Here is a 22,001-nt window from a genome sequence, read left to right as displayed (position 1 = left end):
CTCGATACTCGCCGCGACATACCGGGCCCGTCGTCCACGTTGATCCACAACGCGACAGACTCACAGATCGGCAGGTCAGACACATCACCGACACGCCTGACCTGTCCACCCCACCTCATGTGCGGAAGACGGGGCTAGCTCCGCTATTGACCCAACTCACCGATCCGCTGTAGGGAACGTGGTCCAGGCCTTTCCGACATTCGTCGAAAGGGGCTGCTCACCCTGCCGGAGGTTCGCCGTGACCGAGGACCCGCAACGCCTCGTGGACGATCTCGCGCTGCGCATCGGGCGGCCGGTGCTGCTGGAGGACCACGGCCAGCGGGTGATCTCCTACAGCGAGCAGTCCGGACCGGTGGACGACATCCGCCGCGACTCGATCCTGCGCCGCCATACGACGTCCGAGGTGCGGGCGCTGTTCCGGGCCGCGGGCATCTTCGAGTCGCGGGGGGCGTTGCGGATCCCCGCGCTGCCCGGGGCGCTGGCGCGGGTGTGCGTGCCGCTGCGCCACCGCGACCGGCTGCTCGGCTTCCTGTGGCTGATCGACGACTCGCCACCGATGTCGGACGAGGGCGTGGCGATCGCCGCGAAGTCCGCGCCGGGGCTCGCGCTGATGCTGTTCCGGGACAGTCTCGCGGCGGGCCTGTCGTTCCGGCGGGAGCTGGAGGCGGTGTCACAGGTGCTGCTGGGTGATCATCCGTCGGCGACCGCGGGCGCCGCGCTGCTGGTCGAGGCCGGCGGGTTCCCCGGGTCGGAGCCGGTGACCGCGGTGGTGGTGGCACCGGTCTCGTCGCTGGACCGGGCCGAGCTGGAGCAGGGTTTGCTGGCGGCGCGGTCCCGGATGACGTCCCGGCCGTTGCACTTCGTGCGCGCCGATCACGGGGTGTTGTTGTGTCCCGGGCGGCCGCCGTCGGATGTGCACGCCGCGGTCGGCTTTCCCGCGGTGGTCGGGGTGGGCCGCCCCCGCGCTTCCCTGGCGGAGGCCGCGTCGTCCTACCGCGAGGCCCGGCACGCGGCGGAGGTGGCGGCGCGGGTGCCGGGCTACGGGCCGTCGGCGTCGTGGTCGTCGCTGGGCGTGTACCGGCTGCTGTCGACGGTGCCGTCGGCCGAGCTGCATCCCGGGTTGGAGCGGCTGCTGGCCGACCCCGCGAACCGGTCGCTGCTGGAGACGCTGGAGACCTACCTGGACCTGGCGGGCAGCGTGGTGGCGACGGCCCGCGCGCTGCGGCTGCACCGGACGTCGCTGTACTACCGGCTGCAACGGGTGGAGGAGCTGGCCGGCACGGACCTCAAGAGCGGGGACGAGCGGCTGGCCCTGCACCTGAGCCTGAAGCTGGCCCGGCTGGCCGGCCGCTTCTGAGCCCGCGTCGCCGAGATCGCTTCGTGACGCGGACCTGAGTAGTCGTACGGATCTCACGCCCCCGCGACGCCGCGACACTCGGCGCATGGCCACTGAAAGCTCCGACCCGCTCCCGCGGTTAGCCGCCGCACTGCTCGAGGTGAGCGCCCGGATCCACGACATCAGCACCGAGCTGCGTGACCTCCACCTGGCAACGGTCGCGGCCGACCCGGTCGCCAACCCGGTCGCCGCGCCGCAACCACCCGCCCCGCCGGCGAACTGGCAGCCGGCGCCGCCTGCTCCGCAGACCCGGGCGTGGCCGGAGCCCGCGCCGATCCCGACATGGCCGCAGCTTCCGCCGTACCAACCGCCCGCGCCGCCCAAGCCCAGCTTCTGGGAGCGGGAGGGCGCCGGGAGTCGGGTGCTCGCCTGGGCCGGCGGGGTCGTCACGCTGGCCGGGGTCGTGCTGCTGCTCATCCTCGCCATCCAGCGGGGGTACCTCGGACCCCTGCCGCGCGTGTTGTGCGGCGCCGTGCTCGGCCTCGGGCTGGTCGGGATCGGGATGCGGCTCCATCGCAACCCCGCCTCGCGGACCGGGGCGTTCGCGCTGGCGGCCACCGGCATCGCCGTCCTCTACCTGGACGTCATCGCCGCCACGGTGCTCTTCGGGTTCCTGCCGCCGCTCGCCGGGCTGGTGGCGGGGCTCGCGGTCGCCGGGCTCGGGTTGCTGCTCGCCGCGCGGTGGGATGCGCAGCCGCTCGCCGTGTTCGTCGTGGTCTGCTGCGCCTGCTGCGCGCCGTTCCTGACCGACGGGTTCGTGCCGCTGCTGCTCGGGTTCCTTCTCGTCCTCGAGATCGGCGCCACCCCGGTGCAGCTCGCCAAGCGCTGGGGCTGGCTGTGCCTCGCCGCGGGCATCCCGCCCGTGCTGGCCACGCTCGTCACGATCGCTCTCTCGACCGGCGGCCAGGACGACGCCGCCACCGTCGCCTACCTCGCCCTCGTCACCAGCGCCGCGCAGGTCCTGGTCGCCACGGTCAGCCGGCCCGACGACGACTGGTCCGTCGGCCTGCTGCTGCTCGCCCCCGCACCGGCCATGCTCGGCGCGGTTCTCCTGCCGAAGGCCGGCGCCATCGTGCTCCCCGCGGCGATCGGGGTGCTGCTGGTCGCCGCCTGGGCGCTGCGGCGCACCCCGAGGTTCGGCCTCGCCGCCGGCGCGGGCGCGTCGGTCGCCCTGCTGCAGGCGACGGCCACCGCGCTGGACGGGTCCGCGCTGGCGATCGTCCTGCTCGCCGAGGCACTGCTCGTGGCCCTTGTCGCGCAGGGGATGCGCTACCCAGCGGCACTGGCGGCCGCCGCCCTGTTCGGGTTCGCGGGCCTGTCCGTGACCCTGTCGACCGCCCTGCCCGGCGACCTCGTCGGCACGCCGCCGGACGGCCAGGTCCCGCTCGGCACCGTGGCCACCGCCGGGCTGACCGGTCTGCTGCTCACCGTGTCGATGCTCGCCACCTGCCGGGTTGCCGGCCGGCTCGGCGTGCTGACCGGGGACACGGCCCGGCCGGCGTGGATCCTGGGCGGCCTCGTCGCCCTCTACGGCGCCACCGGCACCGTGTTGTCGATCGGGCTGCTGGTCTCCCCGGACCGCACCGGATTCCTGCTCGGCCACGTGCTCGTGACGGTGTCCTGGACGGTCGGCGCGCTGGTCCTCCTGCTGCGCGGCATCGACTCGATGCCGCTGCGGGTGGCCGGCCTGTCACTCGTCGGGGCCGCGCTGGTCAAGCTGGTCCTGTTCGACCTGTCCTCATTGGACGGCATGGCCAGGGTGGCCGCGTTCCTGGTCGCCGGCCTCGTGCTGCTGGCCGCCGGCACCCGCTACGCCAGGCTGGTCGCCTCGCGAGCAACGGAGCCCCACACCTCCGGAACGTGAGCAGGGCCCCGGCAAAGTCGCGAGTCCAACCGTCCCGACCCGCGAGTCCAACACTCACGACCCCGAACGTTGGACTCGCGAGTTCTGAACGTTGGACTCGCGAGGGGCGGGCGACTTTGCCGGATCCCTGGGCGCGTAAGGGGCCTCGCGGTGCTGGTCCGCCTCGTCATGGCAGGGAGTCGAGGAACGGGCGGTGGCTGTTCTGGAACTCCCAGCCGTAGAACCGGTCCCAGTTGATCGACCAGGTCATCAGGCCGCGGATCGCCGGTGACGCGCCACCGCGCAGCGTGTAGCCGCCGCAGTTCTGGTTGCGGGCCAGGCAGTTCAGCGCCTGCTGCACGGCCGCGGGTGCGGTGTAGCCGTTGCCGGCGCTGACCGCGGCCGGCAGGCCGAACGCGATCTGGTCCTCCCGCAGCCCCGGGAACGTCTGCCCGGTGGTGGCGACCGGGAAGCCGGCCTTCACCATGTCGGTCATCGCGATGTGGAAGTCCGCGCCGCCCATGTTGTGGTACTGGTTGTCCAGTCCCATCACGGGACCCGAGTTGTAGTCCTGCACGTGCAGCACGGTCAGCGCGTCCCGCATAGCGTGGATGACCGGCAGGTACGAGCCGGCCCGGTTGTCCCCGCCGTAGAACTGGTAGCCCACCTGGACGAAGAACGTCTCCGGCGCCATCGTCAGCACGAAGTCGCTGCCGTAGCGGGACTTCAGCGACCGCAGTGCGGCGATCAGGTTCACTATCACCGGCGTGGTCGGGTTGCGGAAGTCGGTGTCACCGGGGTTCAGGTACAGCGAGTGGCCCTCGAAGTCGATGTCCAGACCGTCCAGACCGTACCTGTCGATGATCGCCGACACCGACGACACGAACGCGTCCCGCGCGGCGGCGGTGGTGAGCTGCACCTGCCCGTTGGCGCCGCCGATGGAGATCAGCACCTTCTTGCCCTGGGCCTGTTTCGCCCGGATCGCGGCGATGAACTCCGCCTCGGACTCGACGTTCGGACACTCGGCCACCGGGCACCGGGTGAACCGGATGTCCCCGGAGGTCACCGAGGTCGGCTCGCCGAACGCCAGGTCGACGACGTCCCACGCGTCCGGCACGTCGGCCATCCGCACGTACCCGGAACCGTTGGCGAAGCTCGCGTGCAGGTACCCGATCAGCGCGTGCCGCGGCAGGTCCGCCTGCTGGCAGCCGGACGTCGTCGCGGTCACCGGCGCGCTCCGCGCGGACTCCCCCACCGCGTTGTACGCCGCCACCGCGTAGGTGTGCGTCGAGCACGCGGCGAGCCCCGAGATCGTCGCCGACGTGCTGGACACCGTGGCACGCAAGGATGTTCCCTCGTACACCCGGTACCCGGTCGCGTCGCTCACCGCCGGCCAGGACAGCGCGACCGACGACGCCGTCACCGCGCCCACCGACGGGTTGCCCGGTACCGCCGGTGTTCCCGGCGTCCCGCCGCCCGGACCGTCGAGCACGATGTCATCCGCGTGGTAGGTGCCCGCGCCGTACCAGCCGTGCAGGTACAGCTGCGCCGACGTCTGCCCGGCGCCGCTGGTGAACGACAGCGTCAGCTGCCCGTAGGACGCCGGGGCGGCCCAAGTGGACGGTCCGCCGGTGACCCCGAGGTACACCGGGTTGCCCCGTACCCACGCCGACACCGTGTACGTCGTGCTCGGCACAACCGAGACCGTCTGGGTGCAGCGCGCGTTGTCCGACGCCGTCGCCGCCCCCGCCAGGGCGTAGGAGCCCGAGTGGACCGGCGAGGTCACCACCGAGCCGCCGGAGCACGACCAGCCGGACAGCGACCCGGACTCGAAACCCGCGTTGGTCAACAGGTTCGCCGCCGACGCCGGCGTGGCGAGACCGACCAGGACGACGAGCGCGGACAATGCCGCGGCGACCCTCCTCATGGCAGCGTGTCCAGGTGCGGCGCGACGGTACGCGCGAAGCCGTTGCCGTTGCTCACATCCCAGTTGATCGACCACGTCATCGCGCCGCGGATGTCCGGGTAGGTCCGGGGCGGCCGGAACGTGCCGCAGTTCGTGCCGCGGGCCAGGCAGTCCAGCGCGTTGTTGACCACCGACGGCGCCACCACGCCGCCGCCTGCCGCGCCCGGGCCGGCCGGCAGGCCGACCGCCACCTGGTCGGGTCGCAGCCCGTTCTCCAGCTGGATGCAGGCGAGCGCGGTGATGAAGTTGACGTTGCCCTGGCCGTAGGCCTGCGACTGGTCGCAGCCCAGCATCGAGCCGGAGTTGTAGAACTGCGTGTGGACGACCGTGAGGATGTCCTTGATGTTCAGTGCCAACGCGAAGTACGAGCCACCGGTGGACTGCATGTCGATGGTCTGCGGGGCCATCGTGATGATCAGGCTCGAGCCGACCTGGTCGCGCAAGGACCGCAGCGCCTGGCCCATGTAGGTGGGGTTGAGCCCGTTCTCCAGGTCGATGTCCACGCCGTCGAAGCCGTACTCGGACATGATCGAGCGCACGCTGGTGGCGAAGTTCGTCGCGGACGTCGAGTCGCCGACGCTCACCCGGCCTGCCTCGCCGCCGACGGACAGGATCACCTTCTTGCCCCTCGCGTGCAGCGCGGCCACGTCAGCCTTGAACTGGTCGGTCGAATAGCCGCCGAGCGCGGAGGAGAGCCCGGGGTCGACGCCGAAGGTGACCGCGCCCGGGGTGCTGGTCGCCTCGGCGAAGGCCACCGCGACCAGGTCGTACTCGTCGGGCACGGCGGAGAGCCGGAGCTCGGTCGCCGGGTTGACGAAGTTGTGCCAGTAGCCGGTGAGGAAGTGGCGCGGCAGGTCGGCCTGCTGGCAGCCGGCCGTGGTGCCGGTCACCGGCGCGCTGCGAGCGGACTCGCCGACCGAGTTGTACGCGGCCACGGTGAACGTACGGGTGGTGCACGCGGCGAGGCCGGCGAAGGTCGTCGACGCGCCGGTGACCGTGGCGCGGACCGCGCTCCCCTCGTACACGCGGTAGCCGGTGACCGTGCCGGCCGCGGCGTCCCACCCGAGCGTGATGCTCGACGACGTGGTTCCGGTCACCCGGACGTCGCCGGGTGCCCCGGGTACGCCGGGCTCGGGATCGCCGCCCCCACCGCAGTCGGCGCCGTTGACCCGGCAGTTCTGCGGGCTGCCCGGGCCCACGCCGAGGAACCCGAAGCTCACCGACGCGCCGGGCGCGAGGCTGCCGTTGTACTCGCGGTTGGCGAAGGTGTGATGGTTGCCGCTCGAGGTGAGCAGGGCGTCCCAGTAGCTGCCGAGGCTCGTGCCGGCCGGCAGGTCGAACTCGACCCGCCAGCTCGTGACCTGCGTGCTGCCGCCGTTGGTGACGGTGAACCGGCCTTCCCAGCCGGAGCCCCAGTCGGAGACCTTGGCGAACATGGCCTGCTCGCCGGCCGCGCTCGCGACCGGCGCGACGGTGCCGAGGCAGGTGAGGATCACGGTGACGAGCAGGACGAGGGGACGCTTCATGACGACCTCCACGAAGGCGCGCGGTGAGCAGGGGGGCACCGCGCGTTACATATTGTCTAGACCAATATGAGCTCGTTGTCTAGTCCAATTTGTCCCGGGAATACCGGAGCCGTCATGCTCGTTGGGGCGGGTAGTTGAAGTAGCAACTAGTTGAGGGTGATGAGAAGTGATGCAGTTCGGGATCTTCACCGTCGGCGACGTGACCACCGACCCGACCAACGGCACCACGCCGAGCGAGTACGAGCGGATCAAGTCGATGGTGACGATCGCGCTCAAGGCCGAGGAGGTCGGGCTCGACGTGTTCGCCACCGGTGAGCACCACAACCCGCCGTTCGTGCCGTCCTCGCCGACCACCATGCTCGGCCACATCGCGGCTCGGACCGAGCGGCTGATCCTGTCCACCTCGACCACGCTGATCACCACGAACGACCCGGTGAAGATCGCCGAGGACTTCGCGATGCTGCAGCACCTGGCCGACGGCCGGGTGGACCTGATGATGGGCCGTGGCAACACCGGGCCGGTCTACCCGTGGTTCGGGCAGGACATCCGAGAGGGCATCCCGCTCGCGATCGAGAACTACGCGCTGCTGCACGACCTGTGGCGCAACGACGTCGTGGACTGGCAGGGCCGGTTCCGCACGCCGCTGCAGGGCTTCACCTCGACGCCGCGGCCGCTGGACGGCGTGCCGCCGTTCGTGTGGCACGGCTCGATCCGCAGCCCGGAGGTCGCCGAGCAGGCCGCGTACTACGGCGACGGGTTCTTCGCCAACAACATCTTCTGGCCCAAGGAGCACTACATGCGCCTGATCGGGCTGTACCGGCAGCGCTACGCCCACTACGGGCACGGCACACCGGAGCAGGCGATCGTCGGCCTCGGCGGCCAGGTGTTCATGCGGAAGAGCTCGCAGGACGCGGTGACCGAGTTCCGGCCGTACTTCGACAACGCGCCGGTGTACGGGCACGGACCGTCGCTCGAGGACTTCGTGGCGCAGACGCCGCTGACCGTCGGCAGCCCGCAGCAGGTGATCGACCGGACCCTGGGGTTCAGGGAGCACTTCGGCGACTACCAGCGGCAGCTGTTCCTGATGGACCACGCGGGGCTGCCGCTGAAGACCGTGCTGGAGCAGCTGGACCTGCTCGGCGAGGAGGTCGTTCCGGTGCTGCGCAAGGAGTTCGCGATCGGCCGGCCGGCGGAGGTGCCGGACGCGCCGACGCACCAGTCGCTGCTGGCGGCGGCCGCCACCGACGTTGCGGACGTTGCTGACGCCGCGGACGAGAAGGTTGAGGTCCGATGAGGACTCTGGCAGTGGTGTCGGCCGGCCTGACCGTGCCGTCCTCCACCCGGTTGCTGGCCGACCGCCTCGCGGCGGCGGTCGGCGGCCAGACCGGCGTGACGGTCGAGGTGGTGGAGCTGCGCGACCTGGCGGGCGACATCGCGAACAACTTCGTCACCGGCTTCGCCTCGCCCAAGCTGGCCGCCGCGCTCGACACGGTGACCCGGGCGGACGGCGTGATCGCGGTGACGCCGATCTTCACCGCGTCGTACTCGGGCCTGTTCAAGTCGTTCTTCGACGTGCTGGACCAGGAAGCCCTGATCGGCAAGCCGGTCCTGGTCGCCGCGACCGGCGGCACCGCCCGGCACTCGCTGGCCCTGGAGCACGCGCTGCGCCCGATGTTCACCTACCTGCGCGCGATCGTCATGCCGACGGCCGTGTACGCGGCGACCGAGGACTGGGCCTCCTCGGGCGACGACGGCCTGACGCACCGCATCGCGCGGGCGGCGGGTGAGCTGGCGGAGCTGATGGAGAGCCGGCCACCGACGCGGGCGCCCGCCGAGGAGGCGGTGATCCCGTTCGAGCAGCAGCTGGCGGCCCTGCGGGTGCCGCCCGCCCGGCCGGCCTGACCGTCGTGGCCCCCGGCGCGGACCGACGCTCCGGGCAGGAACCAACCGGCCGGTTCCGGCCGGCGGGCTTCAGCGCCCGGCCGGTCGCGAGCGTCGGACTCGCGGGTTCTGGAGGTTGGACTCGCGGGTCGCGAGCGTTGGACTCGCGGGTTCCGGGCGTTGGACTCGCGGGTCGCGGAGGCGGCTGGAGACGGCGTGGGCGAGGTCCGCGACGAGGCGGGTCAGGCGTTCCGACGGCGCGCCCGGGGAGACCTGGCCGCGCAGCCGCAGGGTCAGGCCGGCGACCGGGCGTCCGTCGTTGCCCCGCACCGGCGCGGAGAACTCGGTCAGCCGCGGCGGCACCACGATCCGGCGCCAGGCCGCGGTGAGATGGTAGGCCGCGGACGTGTCGTCGCGGCAGATGACGTCGAGCTCCTCGAGCGTGCCGAGGATCCGGTGGACGGACGACTTGGGCAGCCCGGTCGCGTCGACGAGCCGGGCGAGCCGCAGTCCGTCGGGACTGCCGGCGAGGAGCTCGAGGAGCCGGAAGGCGTGGCGCACCGAGCGGCAGGAGGCTTGGCCGTCCTGACCGATGAACGTTCCCGAGGTCATGTTGGGGGTCACCCACTCTCATTCGAACCGGCCGGCGAATTCACGTGCCATATGTAGAACGTGAGTATTGCAGGATCGTTCAACGAAATCTACCCTCAGAGTAGTCAGACGCCTCCGTGCGGTAGATGGGATGTGAACACGATGAGCTCTCCCCGCATCACCGTGGATCCGCGGTCGCTGCGCCGGGCCTACGCGGCGAGCCTGTCCGGGACCGCGCTGGAGTACTACGACTTCGCCGCCTACTCGGTCGCCGCGGCGACCGTGTTCGGCGACCTGTTCTTCCCGTCCGGCGACGACCTCGTCGGCACGATGGCCGCGTTCTCCACCTACGCCGTCGGGTACCTGGCCCGCCCGGTCGGCGGGTTCGTGTTCGGCAGGCTCGGCGATGTCATCGGGCGCAAGAAGGTCCTCGTCTACACCCTGCTGCTGGCCGGCATCGCGACGTTCCTGATCGGCCTGCTGCCCACGCACGCGGCGGTCGGCGGGCTGGCCGCGGTCCTGCTGGTGGCGCTTCGCTTCGCCCAGGGCGTCGCGGTCGGCGGCGAGTGGGGCGGCGCGGTGCTGCTGTCCAGCGAGTACGGCGACCCGCGGCGGCGCGGGTTCTGGGCGTCCGCCGCCCAGATCGGCCCGCCCGCGGGCACCCTGCTCGCCAACGGCGTGCTGGCCCTGCTCTCCGGGGTCATGGCCGAGGACACGTTCACCTCGTGGGGCTGGCGGGTCGCGTTCCTGCTGTCGGCCGTGCTGGTCGTGTTCGGACTGTGGATCCGGCTGCGGCTGGAGGAGACCCCGGTGTTCAAGCAGATCGCCGACCGGAACGAGCGGCCGAGCGCCCCGGTGTCCGAAGTGGTCGGCCAGGAGCGGCGGGCGCTGTTCGCCGGCATCCTCGTGCGGGTCTGCCCGGACGTCCTGTACTCGCTGTTCACCGTGTTCACCCTGACCTACATCACCAAGGAGCTCGACATGAGCCGCAGCCAGGGGTCGACCGCGGTGATGATCGGCTCGGCGTGCCAGCTGCTGCTGATGCCCGCGTTCGGTGCGCTGTCGGACCGGATGAACCGGCGCAAGCTCTACCTGTACGGCACGATCGCCGCGGCGATCTGGCCGTTCCTGTTCTTCCCGATGATCGGCGGCGGCTCGTTCCTGCTGCTGGTGCTGGGCATCGTCGTCGCGCTGGTGATCCACGCGGTGCTCTACGGCCCGCAGGCGGCGCTGATCACCGAGCAGTTCTCGCCGCGGCTGCGCTACACCGGTTCCTCGCTCGCTTACACGCTCGCCGGAGTGATCGGCGGCGCGCCGGCCCCGCTGATCTGCGCGGCGCTGCTGCTCTGGTTCGACAGCTGGTGGATCCTGGGCGTGTACCTGGTGCTCACCGCGATACTGACCGGGATCGGGCTGTGGCTGGCCCGCGACCCGGCGGTGGAGACCGAGGAGGAGGCGGCGGCCGTGACCGAGGCGGTGACGACGTGACCGAGCTCGACCTCAACTGCGACGTGGCGGAGGGGTTCGGCGCGTGGCGGATCGCCGACGACGACGCCCTCCTGGCCGTGGTCAGCAGCGCGAACATCGCGTGCGGCTTCCACGCGGGCGACCCGGGCACCATGCGCCGGGCGTGCGAGACGTCGGTGCGCCACGGCGTCGCGATCGGCGCGCACGTCGGCTACCGGGACCTCGCGGGCTTCGGCCGCCGGGTCATCGATGTCGACCCGGCCTCGCTGACCGACGACGTGCTCTACCAGCTCGGGGCGTTGTCGGCGTTCGCCGCGGCGGCCGGCGGCCGGGTCGGGTACGTGAAGCCGCACGGCGCCCTGTACGGGAAGATCGGCACCGACGACGTCCAGGCGGGGGCGGTGGTCGCGGCGGTGCGGCAGTTCGACCCGTCGCTGCCGGTGCTGGGCATGGCGGGGTCGCGGTGGCTCGCGCTGGCCGAGGCCGCCGGGCTGCCCACGGTGCACGAGGCGTTCCTGGACCGCGGGTACACATCGGACGGTCGGCTGGTGTCCCGCCGCTCGCCGGACGCGCTGCTGTCCGACCCGGTGGCGGTGGCCCAGCGGTGCGAGCGGCTGGTCGGCAAGGGCGAGATCGTCGCGGTGGACGGGACGGTGCTGCCGGTGTCGGCGCGGTCGGTGTGCGTGCACAGCGACACACCGGGTTCACTGGAGCTGGCCAGGGCGGCGCACGCGGCGCTGACCGGTGCGGGAGTGGAGTTGCGGAGCTTCGTGTGAGAGTGCTGCCGTGCGGCGACGCCGCGTTGCTGGTGGAGGCCGGCGACGCGGCGCTCGGCGTGTACGCGGCACTGCTGGCCCGGCGGCCGCCCGGGGTCGTCGACCTCGTTCCGGCGGCGAACACCGTCCTCGTCCGGTTCGAACCCTCCACCGCGCCGGCCCGGGCCGAGCTGACCCGGCTCCTGGAGTCGGTCGAGCCCGCCCCGGTCACGGCCGCCGTGGGCGAGCTCGTGACGGTCGAGGTGAAGTACGACGGCGCCGATCTCGAGGAGGTCGCCGCCCGGACGGGGCTCGGGGTAGACGGGGTCGTCGAGGCCCACGCGTCGGCCGACTACGTGGTCGCGTTCTCCGGCTTCGCGCCGGGGTTCGGGTACCTCACCGGGCTCGACCCTCGGCTGCGCCTCCCCAGGAAGGAGACGCCGCGGACGCGGGTGCCCGCGGGCTCGGTGGGCGTGGCGGGCGAGTTCACCGGCGTCTACCCGCGGTCGTCGCCGGGTGGCTGGCACCTGCTGGGCCGCACGACCGTGCCGCTGTGGGACGCGGACCGTGACCCGCCCGCGTTGCTGCGGCCCGGGGCCAGGGTGCGCTTCGAGCCGGTCGGCGCGCTGCCTGAGGCCACTGTGGACATACCGGAACCACCCCCGCCGCCCCGGGGTGGCATCGAGGTGGTCCGATGTGGACCGTTGGGCACCGTGCAGGACCGGGGCCGGCCGGGGTTCGCGGCACTCGGGGTGACTCGCTCCGGGGCGGCCGACGCGCCGGCCGCGGCGCTGGCGAACCGGTTGGTGGGCAACGCCGAGGACGCCGCGTGCCTGGAGCTGACGCTGGGCTCGACGACACTGGCGTTCCGCGAGCCGGCCAGGGTGGCGGTCACCGGCGCCCCGTGCGACCTCGCGCGCGACGACCGCGGGGAGGCGATGAGCTCCCCGTTCGTCGTGCCCGCGGGCGGCCGGCTGACGGTCGGTGTTCCCGACACGGGCCTGCGCACCTACGTCGCGGTGCGCGGCGGCCTCGCGGTTCCCCAGACGCTGGGCTCCCGCTCGACGGACGTCCTGTCCGGCCTGGGCCCCGCACCCCTGTCCCCCGGCACCGTCCTCCCGATCGGCAACGACCACAGTGGACCCCCGCCGGCGGTCGACGTGGCGCCGGTGCGACCGCCGGCCACCGGCGACCTCGTGGTGCGGGTGATCCCGGGCCCGCGTGCCGACTGGTGCACGCCCCAGGCGCTGGCGACGCTGCTGACCGCGAAGTTCGCCGTGACGGCCGAGAGCAACCGGGTCGGCGTGCGGCTCGAGGGCCCCCGGCTCGATCGCGCCAGGCACGAGGAGATGCCGAGCGAGGGCATGGTCCCGGGCGCGATCCAGGTGCCGCCGGCCGGCCAGCCGGTGGTGTTCCTGGCCGACCACCCGGTGACCGGCGGCTACCCGGTGATCGCCGTGGTGAGCACGAAGGACCTGCCGATCCTGGCGCAGGCCCGGCCGGGCCAGGCGATCTCGTTCCGCGCTCAGCGGGCGGCGGCGCGGTAGGCCTCGACCAGCTGGTGCTCGGAGTCGTCGAGATACATGCGGAGCACCCGTTCCGCGGCCTGGCCGGCGCCGGTCTCGATGACCGACAGGACCTCGCGGTTGCGCTCTAGGTACGGCTCGTGGAAGCGGCGCGGGTCGGACATCGACTGGAAGTGCAGCCGCAGCTCGGCCAGCACGCCACGCATCAGCTCGTCGACCCGGGGGCTGCCGGCCAGCGCCGCGATGCCTTGGTGGAAGAGCATGTTGGCGGTGCCGAGCCCGCGCCAGTCGGACGCGCGCATGGCGTCGTCGCCCTGCGCGACGGCCGTGGCCATGGCCGCGACCCGGTCGGCCTCGGGCGGGTGGCCGTCCAGGCCGCGCACCGCGCCGCACTCGACGAGCTTGCGCACCCGGTAGAGGTCGACGAGGTCGTCGACGGTGAGCTTGCAGACGAAGACCCCGCGGTTGAGCTCATGCACCAGCAGCCGCTCGTGGGTCAGCAGCCGGAACGCCTCGCGCAGGGTGTTGCGGGAGACCCCGAGGGCGCTCCCGATCGAGTCCTCGGCGAGCCGCTCACCGGGCGAGAAGAAGCCCTCGATGATCCGCGTTCGGAGGATGTCGGCCAGCCGCTCGACCGTGCTGGTCCGTCCCAGCAGCCTGCGATCGGCCGCCAGCTCGAGATCCGGGCTCACCAACGCTCCCACCCTTCCTGACCTGCGATATCCACCAACGATTGTATCGCTCAACAATCCTACGGCTTCGCCGGCCACGGGAGCCGAGCACCCGGCGACGAGACCCGGCCGCCGACCGCCACCTGCACGTCGTCCCCCGTGCCGGCCCCACGTCGCCGTGTCGCCCCTGGCGGGGGGCTCGATGAACCAGGTCGACACCACGGTCGGCCGGGTCCGCCTGGTCTGCCTGCTGGTCGGCGCCGGCCTGCTGATCGTGCTCGCGGTGGCCGGCTGGTTCTGGGTGCGCGCGGGGCTGCGCCCGCTGCGGCGCATCGAGGAGACCGCGGCCGCGATCGCCTACGGCGACCTGTCCCGCCGAGTACCCGGCGGAGCGGGTCCGGGCACCGAGGTCGGCCGGCTCACCGCGTCGCTCAACGGGATGCTCGCGCAGATCGAGCGGGCCGTCGACGCCCGCGCCTGCTCGGAGGCCCGCATGCGCCGCTTCGTCGCCGACGCCAGCCACGAGCTGCGTACCCCGCTCGCCGGCATCAGCGGGTTCGCCGAGCTGTACCGGATGGGCGCGGCCGAGGTGGACGCCACGATGGACCGGATCGAGCGCGAGTCGGTGCGGCTCGCCACCCTCGTCGACGACCTCCTGCTCCTCGCCCAGCTCGACGAGGGCCACCCCGACCTCGTCGAGCACGCGCCGATGGACCTGCGCACGCTCGCCGCCGACGCGCTGCACGACCTGCGCGCCCTGGACCCGACCCGGGAGATCACGCTGACCGGCCCGGGCGCGGCGGCCGAGCCGGCCGCGGCACCGGTCCTGGGCGACGAGGCGCGGCTGCGCCGGGTGGTGTCCAACCTGGTCGGTAACGCCGTCGCACACGCACCGGCCGGCGGCGCTGTGCGGATCGGCGTGGGCACGGTCGGGACCGAGGCCGTCCTGGAGATCGCGGACAGCGGCCCGGGGCTCGCGGCGGAGCAGTCGCGGTACGTGTTCGAGCGGTTCTACCGGGCCGACCCCTCCCGCGCGCGTGACCAGGGTGGCGGTGCCGGACTCGGGCTTGCGATCGTATGGTCACTCGTGGCCGCGCACGGTGGCACGGTGGAGGTCGACACCGCACCGCACCGGGCCGGGGCGCCACCTTCCGGGTGCGGCTGCCGGTCCACTGAGGAGTCGCCATGACCGAGCCGAGGGACGGTCTGCACCGCACCGAGCTCGCCGCGCCGGGAGGCAGGCGGCTCGAGGCGTCCGGGGGACCCGGCGGGCACGGCACGCCGGCGCTCGCCCACGACAACTGGCACCCGGTGGAGACCGCGCTGCCACCCGAGTCGTTCATCGCCGTGACCGCGCTCCGCACAGTGATCGCACAGTGGGCGTTCGGCGAGACGCTGCCGCCACCCGCGGTCGGATGGACCTCGGTACGCGATGTCGGCTGGTTCTGATCTCCCATTTTTTCCATATCGCGAGGGCTGGTGGTCCACCGTGATTCTCACGCTATTATCGGCGCCATGACGACCACCAAATCCGAAGGAAACTCGATAGTCCGGCCGATCGGCGCCGAGCCGTCCGCCGGGCATCTCGAGATACTGCGGGTACTGGGCCGGTCGGAGAACGCCGACAGCGTTGTCGACCAGATCCTGGTCTCGGTCGGCACCGCCATTGTCGAGGCGCGGCTGCGGCCGGGCGACGACCTCAACTCGGTCGAGCTGGCCCGCACGTTCCAGAGCAGCCGCACCCCGGTTCGGGAGGCTCTGCTCACGCTGGAACGGGAAGGCCTCGTGGAGATCGCCGCACATCGCCGGCCGCGGGTCCGCCGCCTGCTGCTCGACGAGGTCCGGGAAATATACGAGCTGCGCGCCACCCTGTATGCACTGGTGAGCCGTCGCATTGTGGAAAATGCAACTGAATCCGACATAGCGATACTCCGCGAGAGCCAGCGTCAGCTGGAAGACGCCGCGGAGGTCGGTGATGTTGATCGATACTTCTGGTTGAATGTGGGGTTCCGAAACAATGAAGCCGTGATCGCCGGTAACACTACCGTTCGGCGCGTTCTCGACAGCGTCGGCGTGCGGACGCTGCAATTGCGCCACCTGAGCCTTTCGCTGCCGGGCCGGCTGCGAACCTCGGTGTCCGACCACGAGCGGCTGCTGCGGGCCTACGAGGAGCGGGAGCCGGACCTGGCCGCGGCGCTGACCCAGTCGATCGTGCGCCGCGGCCTGAAGGCCATCGAGTCCTCCGGCTGGACCGGCCAGGCCGAGGACAACTAGTGTCGCGTGATCCTGTTCCTTTGCGTCCGCTGTGGATCAACGTGGTTCCTGGCAAGGCGGAGGAAAGCCGCTCGTACTGGGTGTACTTGGGCTTTTCTCCAACGCCGCCAGGGGCCGCGTTGGCCGCAGCGGCGTCAAGGTTTCAGGGTCACGCGACACTAGCTAACCGAGGACATCGGGCCACCTCTCCGCCATCCGGGCCAGCAGGTCCGGGCTCGCCTCGGCCACGACCGGGAAGCCGTCGAGCCGCTCGAACGGCCGGCACGCGTCGATCACCGCCCGGCTGTTGTAGGCCGGTCCGCCCTCGCGCAGCGGGTCGACCCGGCTGCCCCACGTGTAGCGCATCACCTCGATGTCGCGCTCCGGCTCGGCGCGGGTGCACACCGCCCACATGACGTCGTTGAGGCTGCGCGGGTCGACATCGCCGTCGACCGCGATCACGAACTTGTTCATGTAGGCGGCCGCGGGCAGCTGCGCGGTCAGGTAGGCCGCCTGCCGGGCATGCCCGGCATAGCGCTGGTCGATCGCGACCACCAGCAGCTGCCGGCCGCCACCGACCTCATGGGACCAGACGCCACGCACCCCTGGCACGCCGGTGCGGACCAGCGCGGCCTGGATCATCGCCGACTTCATCACGCTGCGCATGTAGGAGTAGTCGTGCGGCGGCTTGCCCGGCGGCGCGCCGAGCAGGATCGGGTCGGTGCGGTGGTAGACGCGGGTGATCTCCATGTCCAGCACGGGTTCCACGCCGCCGGAGTAGTAGCCGGTCCACTCGCCGAACGGGCCCTCGGGGAGCTTGCGGTCCGGGTGGAGCCACCCCTCGACGGCGATCTCGGCCGTCGCGGGGATCGGCAGGCCGGTGTCCTCGCCGCGCACGACGTCGACCGGCCTGCCCAGCACGGCGCCCGCGTAGTCCAGTTCGGACACTCCACCCGGGACCTCGGTGCCCGCGACCACGAGCAGCAGCGGGTCGTGCCCGAGCGACGCGGTGACCGGCGCCCGACCCTCCCGCTTGAACCACTCGCGGACGTGCATGGCGCCGTGCTTGCCGGACTCGATGTTGATCGTGGCCGACCTGCCGTCCCGCTGCACCTGCATCCGGTACGCGCCCGCGTTGGGGGTGCCGGTGTCCGGGTCGACGGTGAACACCGCGCAGCCGGTGCCGATGTAGCGGCCGCCGTCGCCCGCGTGCCAGCGCGGCACCGGGAACGACAGCAGGTCGATGCCGTCCCCGGTCCGCACGTGCTCCGTGACCGGTCCACTGTCGACGGTCCGGGCCGGGTGGTTCGCGGCGCCGTCGGTCCAGCGGGCCGGGCCGTCCCGCAGCTCGTGCACCAGCCGCCGGTCGTCGCAGTCGGTGCCCAGGCGCAACGTGATGCCGAGCCTGCGGGCGTTGCCGGTGCTCGCGGTCAACACCCGCAGGCCCCTGGCGTAGCCGGGCACCGCGTCGAACAGCAGCGCGGGCGGCGACGTGCGCCGGTAGTTGGCCTCGGAGATCGCGCCGATCTCCAGGTCCCAGCCCGCGCCCTCGACGGCCTTGAGCTCACCGAGGTCGCCGACCAGGTCCAGCCAGCCGCGCAGGTCGTCGATCTCCTCGAGCGGGACGGAACCCATCTACCCGGCCTCGCCCTGGTAGAGGTCGTCGATGTAGCCGTCCTTCTTGAGCTTGTCGAGGAAGCTGTTGTCCACGTACTTGTCGGTGTCGGCCGGCACCGGCTTGCCGGTCTCCTCGGCCGCGTCCTCGAACGCCGCCTTGATCAGCTCGGGATGCACCCGCGGCTCCTTCGACCACAGTTTCACGAAGAAGTCGTAGGAGTACTCGGCGAGCGACTCGTCGTCCTGGCCGCTGTGCTTGCGGATGCTCTCGATCGCCTGCTTCTTGTCCTGGTGCAGGATCGACAGGCACTCCACCTCGGACTTGACGAACGCCTGCACGGCCTTCGAGTTCACCTCCAGGTACTCGCCGGTGGTGGTGTACGCGTTGGCCGCCGCGGGGTACTCGGTGAAGTCCCTGATCTTCTCGAAGCCCTTGTCCCTGGTCTGGGTGCCGTTCGGCGGCTGGGTGACGATGGCGTCGACCGCACCCTGCTCCAGCGCCGCGACCTCGGCCGGCACGTTCTTCAGGTAGACCGGCTCGACCTGGCCGTCCATTCCCTTGTCCGCGAGCCAGGCGTGGAAAGCGGCGTCGCCGAGCGAGCCGGGCGAGGACAGACCGACCTTCTTGCCCTTGAGATCGTCGTCGGACTTGAGCTCCGGCTTGCCCCACATCTCCAGGTAGTACACCGGCATCGGCAGCGCGACGTAGCGCAGGTCCACGCCGCGCAGGATGCCGGCGGCCGTCGAGCTCGCCACGCCGGCGCCGATGTTGACGCTGTTGCTGGACAATGACGCGAGCAGCTGCGAGCTCGAGTTGAGCCGGGTGAGCTTGACGTCCAGGCCGTTCTTCTTGAACACGCCCTTGTCCTCGCACACGTACAGGTCCGAGTACGCGGCGCCGATCGCGGTGTAGCCGACCGTGAGGCTCATGCTGGGCTCGTCGCTCGCGCCGTTGCCGCAGGCGGTGAGCATGGTCGCGGCCGCGAGGGCGACCAGGAGTAAACGTTTGGTTCGCATGTCTTTCCGTCCTCCATGACGGGAAAAGCACGGGCAGGTCTCAGTCGGCTCTCATCAGTCAGCGACCGACCAGAAGGTGAGCCGTCGTTCCAGGTAGGCGACGCCCCGGGTGAGGACGATGGCCACCACGGCGATGATGCCGATCGCGGCCATCGCCGCGTCCATGTCGAAGTTGGCGGTCTCGAGCTGCACCACGTAGCCGAGACCGTCGGTGCCCATGAAGAGCTCGGCGACGATCGCGCCGACGAGTGCGCGACCGACCGCCTGGCGCACGCCGGCGAGGATGTAGGGAAGCGTCGCGGGCAGCGCGATCGACCACAGGGTGCGCAGTCGGGAGGCGCAGAAGACCTGGGACACCCGCAGGTAGTCGGGGTCCAGGTTGCGGCCGCCGGCCACCACGTTGATCAGCAGCGGGAACAGCGCGCTCCACACCACGATCACGATGCGGGCCTCGCCGCCGATGCCGAACCAGAAGATGATGATCGGCAGGAACACCACGAACGGCACCGCGTACATGATGCTGATCATCTGCTCGGTGAGTCCGTAGAGGACCGGGGTACGGCCGATGACCAGGCCGACCGGGATGCCGACCACGAGCGTGATCGCCATGCCGATGCCGACCGAGGCCAGCGTGGCGCCGACCGGCGGCCAGACCTCGCCGGTCCTGACCGAGTCGACGAGCGAGCCGATCGCGCCGAGCGGCGAGCTGGTGAAGCTGGGGTCGACCAGGCCGAGCTCGACGGTCAGCTGCCACGCCACGAACACCGCGAGCAGGCCGATGAGGCCGAGCCACAGCTCCCGGTGCCGGTTCCACCGGGTCGGGCGGCGGGTGTCGGTGCCTTTGCCGCCCTTGGTGTCCTTGGTGGACCTCACGGCGTCAACCGGTGACGGTCGCAGCGTTGTCATCCGCCTGCTCCTTTCCGTTTCCCTGCCGCATGACGAGGTCGAGGATGTGGTCGATGTAGGCGAGTGCCTCTGGGGCGCGCTTCAGCTCCGGACGCCGCGGCCGGGGCAGGTCGATGTCGATCGACTCGACGACGTGCGCGGGGCCGCGGGAGAACACGATCACCCGGTCGGCCAGGAACACCGCCTCCGCCACGTCGTGGGTGATGAAGAGCGCGGTCTTGCCGGCGTTGACCTCGTCGGCCTGCCAGACCCGCATGAGCTCCTCCTGCATGACCTCGCGGGTCTGCGCGTCGAGCGCGGCGAACGGCTCGTCGAGCAGCAGCAGCTCCGGGTCGGTGACGAGCGCCCTGGCCAGGTTGACCCGCTGCATCATGCCGCCGGAGAGCTCCCTGGGGTGCAGGTGCTCCTTGCCGGCGAGCCCGACCAGCTCCAGCAGCTCGCGGGCCCGCTGCCGGCCGGCCGCGTCGAGCTTGCGCTGCGCCTGCAGGGCGAACTCGACGTTGCCGAGCACGTCGCGCCACGGGAAGAGCGACGCGTGCTGGAACACGAGCGACCGGTCGAGACCGGGCCCGCTGATCGGCCGTCCACTCAGGAGCATCCGACCCCCGGAGATCGACTGCAGGCCGGCCACCGCCGACAGGAAGGTGGTCTTGCCGCAGCCGCTCGGCCCGACGATCGCCACGAACTCGTTGTCGCGTATCTCGAGGTCGAGGTCCTCGCAGGCCGCGCTGTACACGCCGCTGCGGTTGGACCGGTACCCGAGCTGAAGATCTTCGACCCAACAGCTTGTAACTGTCCGGATTCACGGTGTTCGCCTCCTTGCGAGCAAACCGGCTGGTGTCCTGGACAAGATCGAGTCGCGGGCCTCCCTGTCGTCGATGGCCTTGCCGACCGAACCGACGGGATCGATGTCCCGCATGGGGAAGGGGTAGTCGCTGCCGAGCACGACCCGGCCCGAGGCGAAGTCCTCGAGGTACCGCAGGGCGCCCGGGTCGTGCACGACCGTGTCGAAGTGGAAGTGGCGCAACAGGTCCCGCGGCGGGTGCGCGGACCGGGACCGGACGGGCTCCGGGGCCGCGACGGCGCCGCGGGCGATCCGGCCGAACTGGTAGGGCAGGAACCCTCCGCCGTGCACGAGCAGGAACCGCAGCCCAGGGTGGCGGTCGAGCACCCCGCCGAGCATCAGCGCGGCGGCGGCATTGGTGGTCTCCGCGGGGTTTCCGGTGAGGATGTGCAGGAAGAGCCTGCGGTGCCGGTCGGGCACGTCGAGCTCGGCGGGGTGGACCACGACCGGAACGCCGAGCTCCTCGGCCGCGGACCAGAACGGGTCGAGCACGGGTTCGTCCAACCCACCGTGCTCGACCCGGGCTCCGATCTGCACCGCGACGTGCCCCAGCTCGGTCACGGCTCTGTCCAGCTCGGTGGCGGCGAGCTCGGGATCCTGCAAGGGAACCGCGGCCGCGGCGGCGAACCGGCGCGGGTGGGCGGCCACCAGCGCGGCGAGCGCCTCGTTCTGCACCCGCGCGAGCCACCGCCCGTCGGCCGGGGGCAGGTGGTATCCGGCCAGGTCCATCCAGCCGGCCACGAGCTGGACGTCGACGCCTGCCTGGTCCATCCAGGACAGTCGGGCGTCCACATCGGTCAGCCCGGCGACGACCGGCAGCCCGGTGAGCCGCGCTCCGACCTGGATCTTCTTTCCCACCACCGTGACGCCGTGCGCGGCGCCCTCGGCGTCGATCCGCGCGACGGCGTCCGCGCCGACGTGGTGCGCGTGCAGGTCGATGACCGGCTCAGACATTGGCTACCAGCTCCTGGATCACGGCGGCGATCTCGGTGGGGCGCTCCAATGGGGTCAGGTGGCGGGACTCGGGCAGGACGGTCAGCGGCGCGCCCCCCAGACGCTCGGCCAGATCCTCGGCCATCGGGACCGGGGTGGCGGCGTCGTCCTCGCCGACCACGACCGCGGCCGGCACCCGCACGGCCGCGACCCGCTCGCGCAGGTCGGCGGCGCCGAGCATCCGGCAGGTGGCGGCGTAGCTGTCGAGGTCGTTGGCGAGGAAGGTCTTCGTGAGCGCGGCGACCAGCTCCGGCTCACCGGCCGCGAACTCCGCGCCGAACCAGCGGGTCACCTGGAAGTCGACGAGCGCGGCCAGGCCCTGCTCGCGGGCCTTCGCGGCCCGGCCGGCCCAGTCCAGCGGCGCGGTCGGGCCGTACCAGGCGGTGGTGTCGACGAGCACCAGCCCGTCGGTCCGATGTGGATTGCTCGCGGCGAAGTCCTGCGCGACGCAGCCGCCCATCGAGCACCCCGCCACCACCGCGCGGTCCCAACCGATGCGGTCGAGCAGCCCGGCGAGGTCGGCGGCGAACAGCTCGGTCGTGTAGTCGGTGCCGCCCCGGTCGGACCCGCCGTGGCCGCGGCAGTCGTAGCTGAGCACGTCCGCTCGCCCGGCTAGCCGGGTATTCCGCACATGGGGGTTGATCAACTCGAGTTGGTTGTCGGGTGCGGTACTTGATCATCTTAGGGTGGTGGGGTCGACGCCGAGTAGATCCAGGAGCCGGGCCTGAAGTGGTGAGGGTTGGGGGATG

20 protein-coding genes are annotated in these 22,001 nt (G+C 71.7%); 10 read left to right on the top strand and 10 right to left on the bottom strand.

What is annotated here, in order from left to right; all coding sequences use genetic code 11:
* The first annotated feature begins 238 nt into the window (after positions 1-238).
* A complete protein-coding gene (locus GEV28_RS31955) occupies positions 239-1,357 on the top strand; it encodes a CdaR family transcriptional regulator (protein WP_291416281.1) in 1,119 nt (372 codons plus the stop codon).
* 85 nt (positions 1,358-1,442) lie between these two features.
* On the top strand, positions 1,443-3,260 hold the full coding sequence (locus tag GEV28_RS31950; protein ID WP_291416279.1) for a DUF2339 domain-containing protein: 1,818 nt from the start codon (positions 1,443-1,445) through the stop codon (positions 3,258-3,260).
* A gap of 166 nt (positions 3,261-3,426) precedes the next feature.
* On the opposite strand, the gene GEV28_RS31945 is transcribed toward GEV28_RS31950, so the two are convergent.
* Positions 3,427-5,166: a chitinase gene (locus tag GEV28_RS31945; RefSeq protein ID WP_291416277.1), complete on the bottom strand. Its 1,740-nt coding sequence runs from the start codon at positions 5,164-5,166 to the stop codon at positions 3,427-3,429.
* Positions 5,163-6,731 carry a cellulose binding domain-containing protein gene (locus GEV28_RS31940; RefSeq protein WP_291416275.1) on the bottom strand — a complete coding sequence of 523 codons (1,569 nt, stop codon included), beginning with the start codon at positions 6,729-6,731 and terminating at the stop codon, positions 5,163-5,165. The genes GEV28_RS31945 and GEV28_RS31940 overlap by 4 nt, the downstream gene beginning before the upstream one ends.
* 169 nt (positions 6,732-6,900) lie before the next feature.
* On the opposite strand from GEV28_RS31940, the gene GEV28_RS31935 reads away from it, so the two are divergent.
* Together GEV28_RS31935 and GEV28_RS31930 are read left to right on the top strand one after the other, a co-directional pair.
* Positions 6,901-8,025 (top strand): LLM class flavin-dependent oxidoreductase, encoded by a 1,125-nt coding sequence (locus GEV28_RS31935; RefSeq protein WP_291416273.1) that lies wholly within the window; start codon positions 6,901-6,903, stop codon positions 8,023-8,025.
* The gene (locus GEV28_RS31930; RefSeq protein WP_291416271.1) at positions 8,022-8,633 is read left to right on the top strand and encodes an FMN reductase; all 612 of its coding nucleotides are present in this window, start codon (positions 8,022-8,024) and stop codon (positions 8,631-8,633) included. The genes GEV28_RS31935 and GEV28_RS31930 overlap by 4 nt, the downstream gene beginning before the upstream one ends.
* Positions 8,634-8,702: 69 nt before the next feature.
* Here GEV28_RS31930 and GEV28_RS31925 read toward each other — a convergent pair whose 3' ends face one another.
* Positions 8,703-9,236, bottom strand: a complete 534-nt coding sequence (locus GEV28_RS31925; RefSeq protein WP_291416268.1) for a helix-turn-helix domain-containing protein — start codon at positions 9,234-9,236, stop codon at positions 8,703-8,705.
* Between the two features lie 129 nt (positions 9,237-9,365).
* Between GEV28_RS31925 and GEV28_RS31920 the strand changes: the two genes are divergently transcribed.
* The 3 genes from GEV28_RS31920 to pxpB are packed head-to-tail and all read left to right on the top strand — an operon-like array spanning position 9,366 to position 12,972.
* Positions 9,366-10,691 carry an MFS transporter gene (locus GEV28_RS31920; RefSeq protein ID WP_291416266.1) on the top strand — a complete coding sequence of 442 codons (1,326 nt, stop codon included), beginning with the start codon at positions 9,366-9,368 and terminating at the stop codon, positions 10,689-10,691.
* Positions 10,688-11,446, top strand: coding sequence for a LamB/YcsF family protein (locus GEV28_RS31915; RefSeq protein ID WP_291416264.1), 759 nt, complete (start codon positions 10,688-10,690; stop codon positions 11,444-11,446). Before GEV28_RS31920 ends, GEV28_RS31915 begins: the two co-directional genes overlap by 4 nt.
* The gene (gene pxpB, locus GEV28_RS42680; RefSeq protein ID WP_367115237.1) at positions 11,443-12,972 is read left to right on the top strand and encodes a 5-oxoprolinase subunit PxpB; all 1,530 of its coding nucleotides are present in this window, start codon (positions 11,443-11,445) and stop codon (positions 12,970-12,972) included. Before GEV28_RS31915 ends, pxpB begins: the two co-directional genes overlap by 4 nt.
* On the opposite strand, the gene GEV28_RS31900 is transcribed toward pxpB, so the two are convergent.
* The gene (locus GEV28_RS31900) at positions 12,951-13,643 is read right to left on the bottom strand and encodes a GntR family transcriptional regulator (RefSeq protein ID WP_291416262.1); all 693 of its coding nucleotides are present in this window, start codon (positions 13,641-13,643) and stop codon (positions 12,951-12,953) included. The two genes, pxpB and GEV28_RS31900, sit on opposite strands and share 22 nt — an antisense overlap.
* A gap of 181 nt (positions 13,644-13,824) precedes the next feature.
* Between GEV28_RS31900 and GEV28_RS31895 the strand changes: the two genes are divergently transcribed.
* The 3 genes from GEV28_RS31895 to GEV28_RS31885 all read left to right on the top strand — a co-directional run bounded on the left by GEV28_RS31895 (position 13,825) and on the right by GEV28_RS31885 (position 15,896).
* On the top strand, positions 13,825-14,811 hold the full coding sequence (locus GEV28_RS31895; protein WP_291416261.1) for a HAMP domain-containing sensor histidine kinase: 987 nt from the start codon (positions 13,825-13,827) through the stop codon (positions 14,809-14,811).
* Positions 14,808-15,071: a hypothetical protein gene (locus GEV28_RS31890; protein ID WP_291416259.1), complete on the top strand. Its 264-nt coding sequence runs from the start codon at positions 14,808-14,810 to the stop codon at positions 15,069-15,071. The genes GEV28_RS31895 and GEV28_RS31890 overlap by 4 nt, the downstream gene beginning before the upstream one ends.
* A 66-nt stretch (positions 15,072-15,137) precedes the next feature.
* Positions 15,138-15,896 carry a GntR family transcriptional regulator gene (locus GEV28_RS31885; protein ID WP_291416257.1) on the top strand — a complete coding sequence of 253 codons (759 nt, stop codon included), beginning with the start codon at positions 15,138-15,140 and terminating at the stop codon, positions 15,894-15,896.
* Between the two features lie 162 nt (positions 15,897-16,058).
* Here GEV28_RS31885 and GEV28_RS31880 read toward each other — a convergent pair whose 3' ends face one another.
* From GEV28_RS31880 to GEV28_RS31855, 6 genes are all read right to left on the bottom strand, one after another.
* A complete protein-coding gene (locus GEV28_RS31880) occupies positions 16,059-17,510 on the bottom strand; it encodes a UbiD family decarboxylase (protein WP_291416254.1) in 1,452 nt (483 codons plus the stop codon).
* Entirely contained in the window at positions 17,511-18,509 is a 999-nt protein-coding gene (locus tag GEV28_RS31875) for an ABC transporter substrate-binding protein (RefSeq protein WP_291416252.1), read from the bottom strand.
* A gap of 54 nt (positions 18,510-18,563) precedes the next feature.
* On the bottom strand, positions 18,564-19,382 hold the full coding sequence (locus GEV28_RS31870; RefSeq protein ID WP_291416250.1) for an ABC transporter permease: 819 nt from the start codon (positions 19,380-19,382) through the stop codon (positions 18,564-18,566).
* Positions 19,383-19,386: 4 nt separating this feature from the next.
* Positions 19,387-20,151, bottom strand: a complete 765-nt coding sequence (locus GEV28_RS31865; RefSeq protein WP_291416248.1) for an ABC transporter ATP-binding protein — start codon at positions 20,149-20,151, stop codon at positions 19,387-19,389.
* 66 nt (positions 20,152-20,217) lie between these two features.
* Complete coding sequence (locus tag GEV28_RS31860; RefSeq protein ID WP_291416246.1) at positions 20,218-21,213, bottom strand: amidohydrolase family protein; 996 nt, start codon at positions 21,211-21,213, stop codon at positions 20,218-20,220.
* Positions 21,206-21,883: an alpha/beta hydrolase gene (locus GEV28_RS31855; protein ID WP_291416283.1), complete on the bottom strand. Its 678-nt coding sequence runs from the start codon at positions 21,881-21,883 to the stop codon at positions 21,206-21,208. The genes GEV28_RS31860 and GEV28_RS31855 overlap by 8 nt, the downstream gene beginning before the upstream one ends.
* Between the last annotated feature and the right edge of the window lie 118 nt (positions 21,884-22,001).

Source organism: Actinophytocola sp. (assembly GCF_009379765.1).
In the GTDB taxonomy this organism is placed as follows: domain Bacteria; phylum Actinomycetota; class Actinomycetes; order Mycobacteriales; family Pseudonocardiaceae; genus Actinophytocola.
This window is presented reverse-complemented; position numbering and strand designations above follow the sequence as displayed.

What these genes read in the sequence shown, in the direction of transcription:
- GEV28_RS31880 (WP_291416254.1), bottom strand. Translation starts at nt 17,510, where the DNA reads ATGGGTTCCGTCCCGCTCGAGGAGATCGACGACCTGCGCGGCTGGCTG.
- GEV28_RS31935 (WP_291416273.1), top strand. Translation starts at nt 6,901, where the DNA reads ATGCAGTTCGGGATCTTCACCGTCGGCGACGTGACCACCGACCCGACC.
- GEV28_RS31940 (WP_291416275.1), bottom strand. Translation starts at nt 6,731, where the DNA reads ATGAAGCGTCCCCTCGTCCTGCTCGTCACCGTGATCCTCACCTGCCTC.
- GEV28_RS31890 (WP_291416259.1), top strand. Translation starts at nt 14,808, where the DNA reads ATGACCGAGCCGAGGGACGGTCTGCACCGCACCGAGCTCGCCGCGCCG.
- GEV28_RS31930 (WP_291416271.1), top strand. Translation starts at nt 8,022, where the DNA reads ATGAGGACTCTGGCAGTGGTGTCGGCCGGCCTGACCGTGCCGTCCTCC.
- GEV28_RS31920 (WP_291416266.1), top strand. Translation starts at nt 9,366, where the DNA reads ATGAGCTCTCCCCGCATCACCGTGGATCCGCGGTCGCTGCGCCGGGCC.
- GEV28_RS31875 (WP_291416252.1), bottom strand. Translation starts at nt 18,509, where the DNA reads ATGCGAACCAAACGTTTACTCCTGGTCGCCCTCGCGGCCGCGACCATG.
- GEV28_RS31950 (WP_291416279.1), top strand. Translation starts at nt 1,443, where the DNA reads ATGGCCACTGAAAGCTCCGACCCGCTCCCGCGGTTAGCCGCCGCACTG.
- GEV28_RS31860 (WP_291416246.1), bottom strand. Translation starts at nt 21,213, where the DNA reads ATGTCTGAGCCGGTCATCGACCTGCACGCGCACCACGTCGGCGCGGAC.
- GEV28_RS31885 (WP_291416257.1), top strand. Translation starts at nt 15,138, where the DNA reads ATGACGACCACCAAATCCGAAGGAAACTCGATAGTCCGGCCGATCGGC.
- GEV28_RS31945 (WP_291416277.1), bottom strand. Translation starts at nt 5,166, where the DNA reads ATGAGGAGGGTCGCCGCGGCATTGTCCGCGCTCGTCGTCCTGGTCGGT.
- GEV28_RS31895 (WP_291416261.1), top strand. Translation starts at nt 13,825, where the DNA reads ATGAACCAGGTCGACACCACGGTCGGCCGGGTCCGCCTGGTCTGCCTG.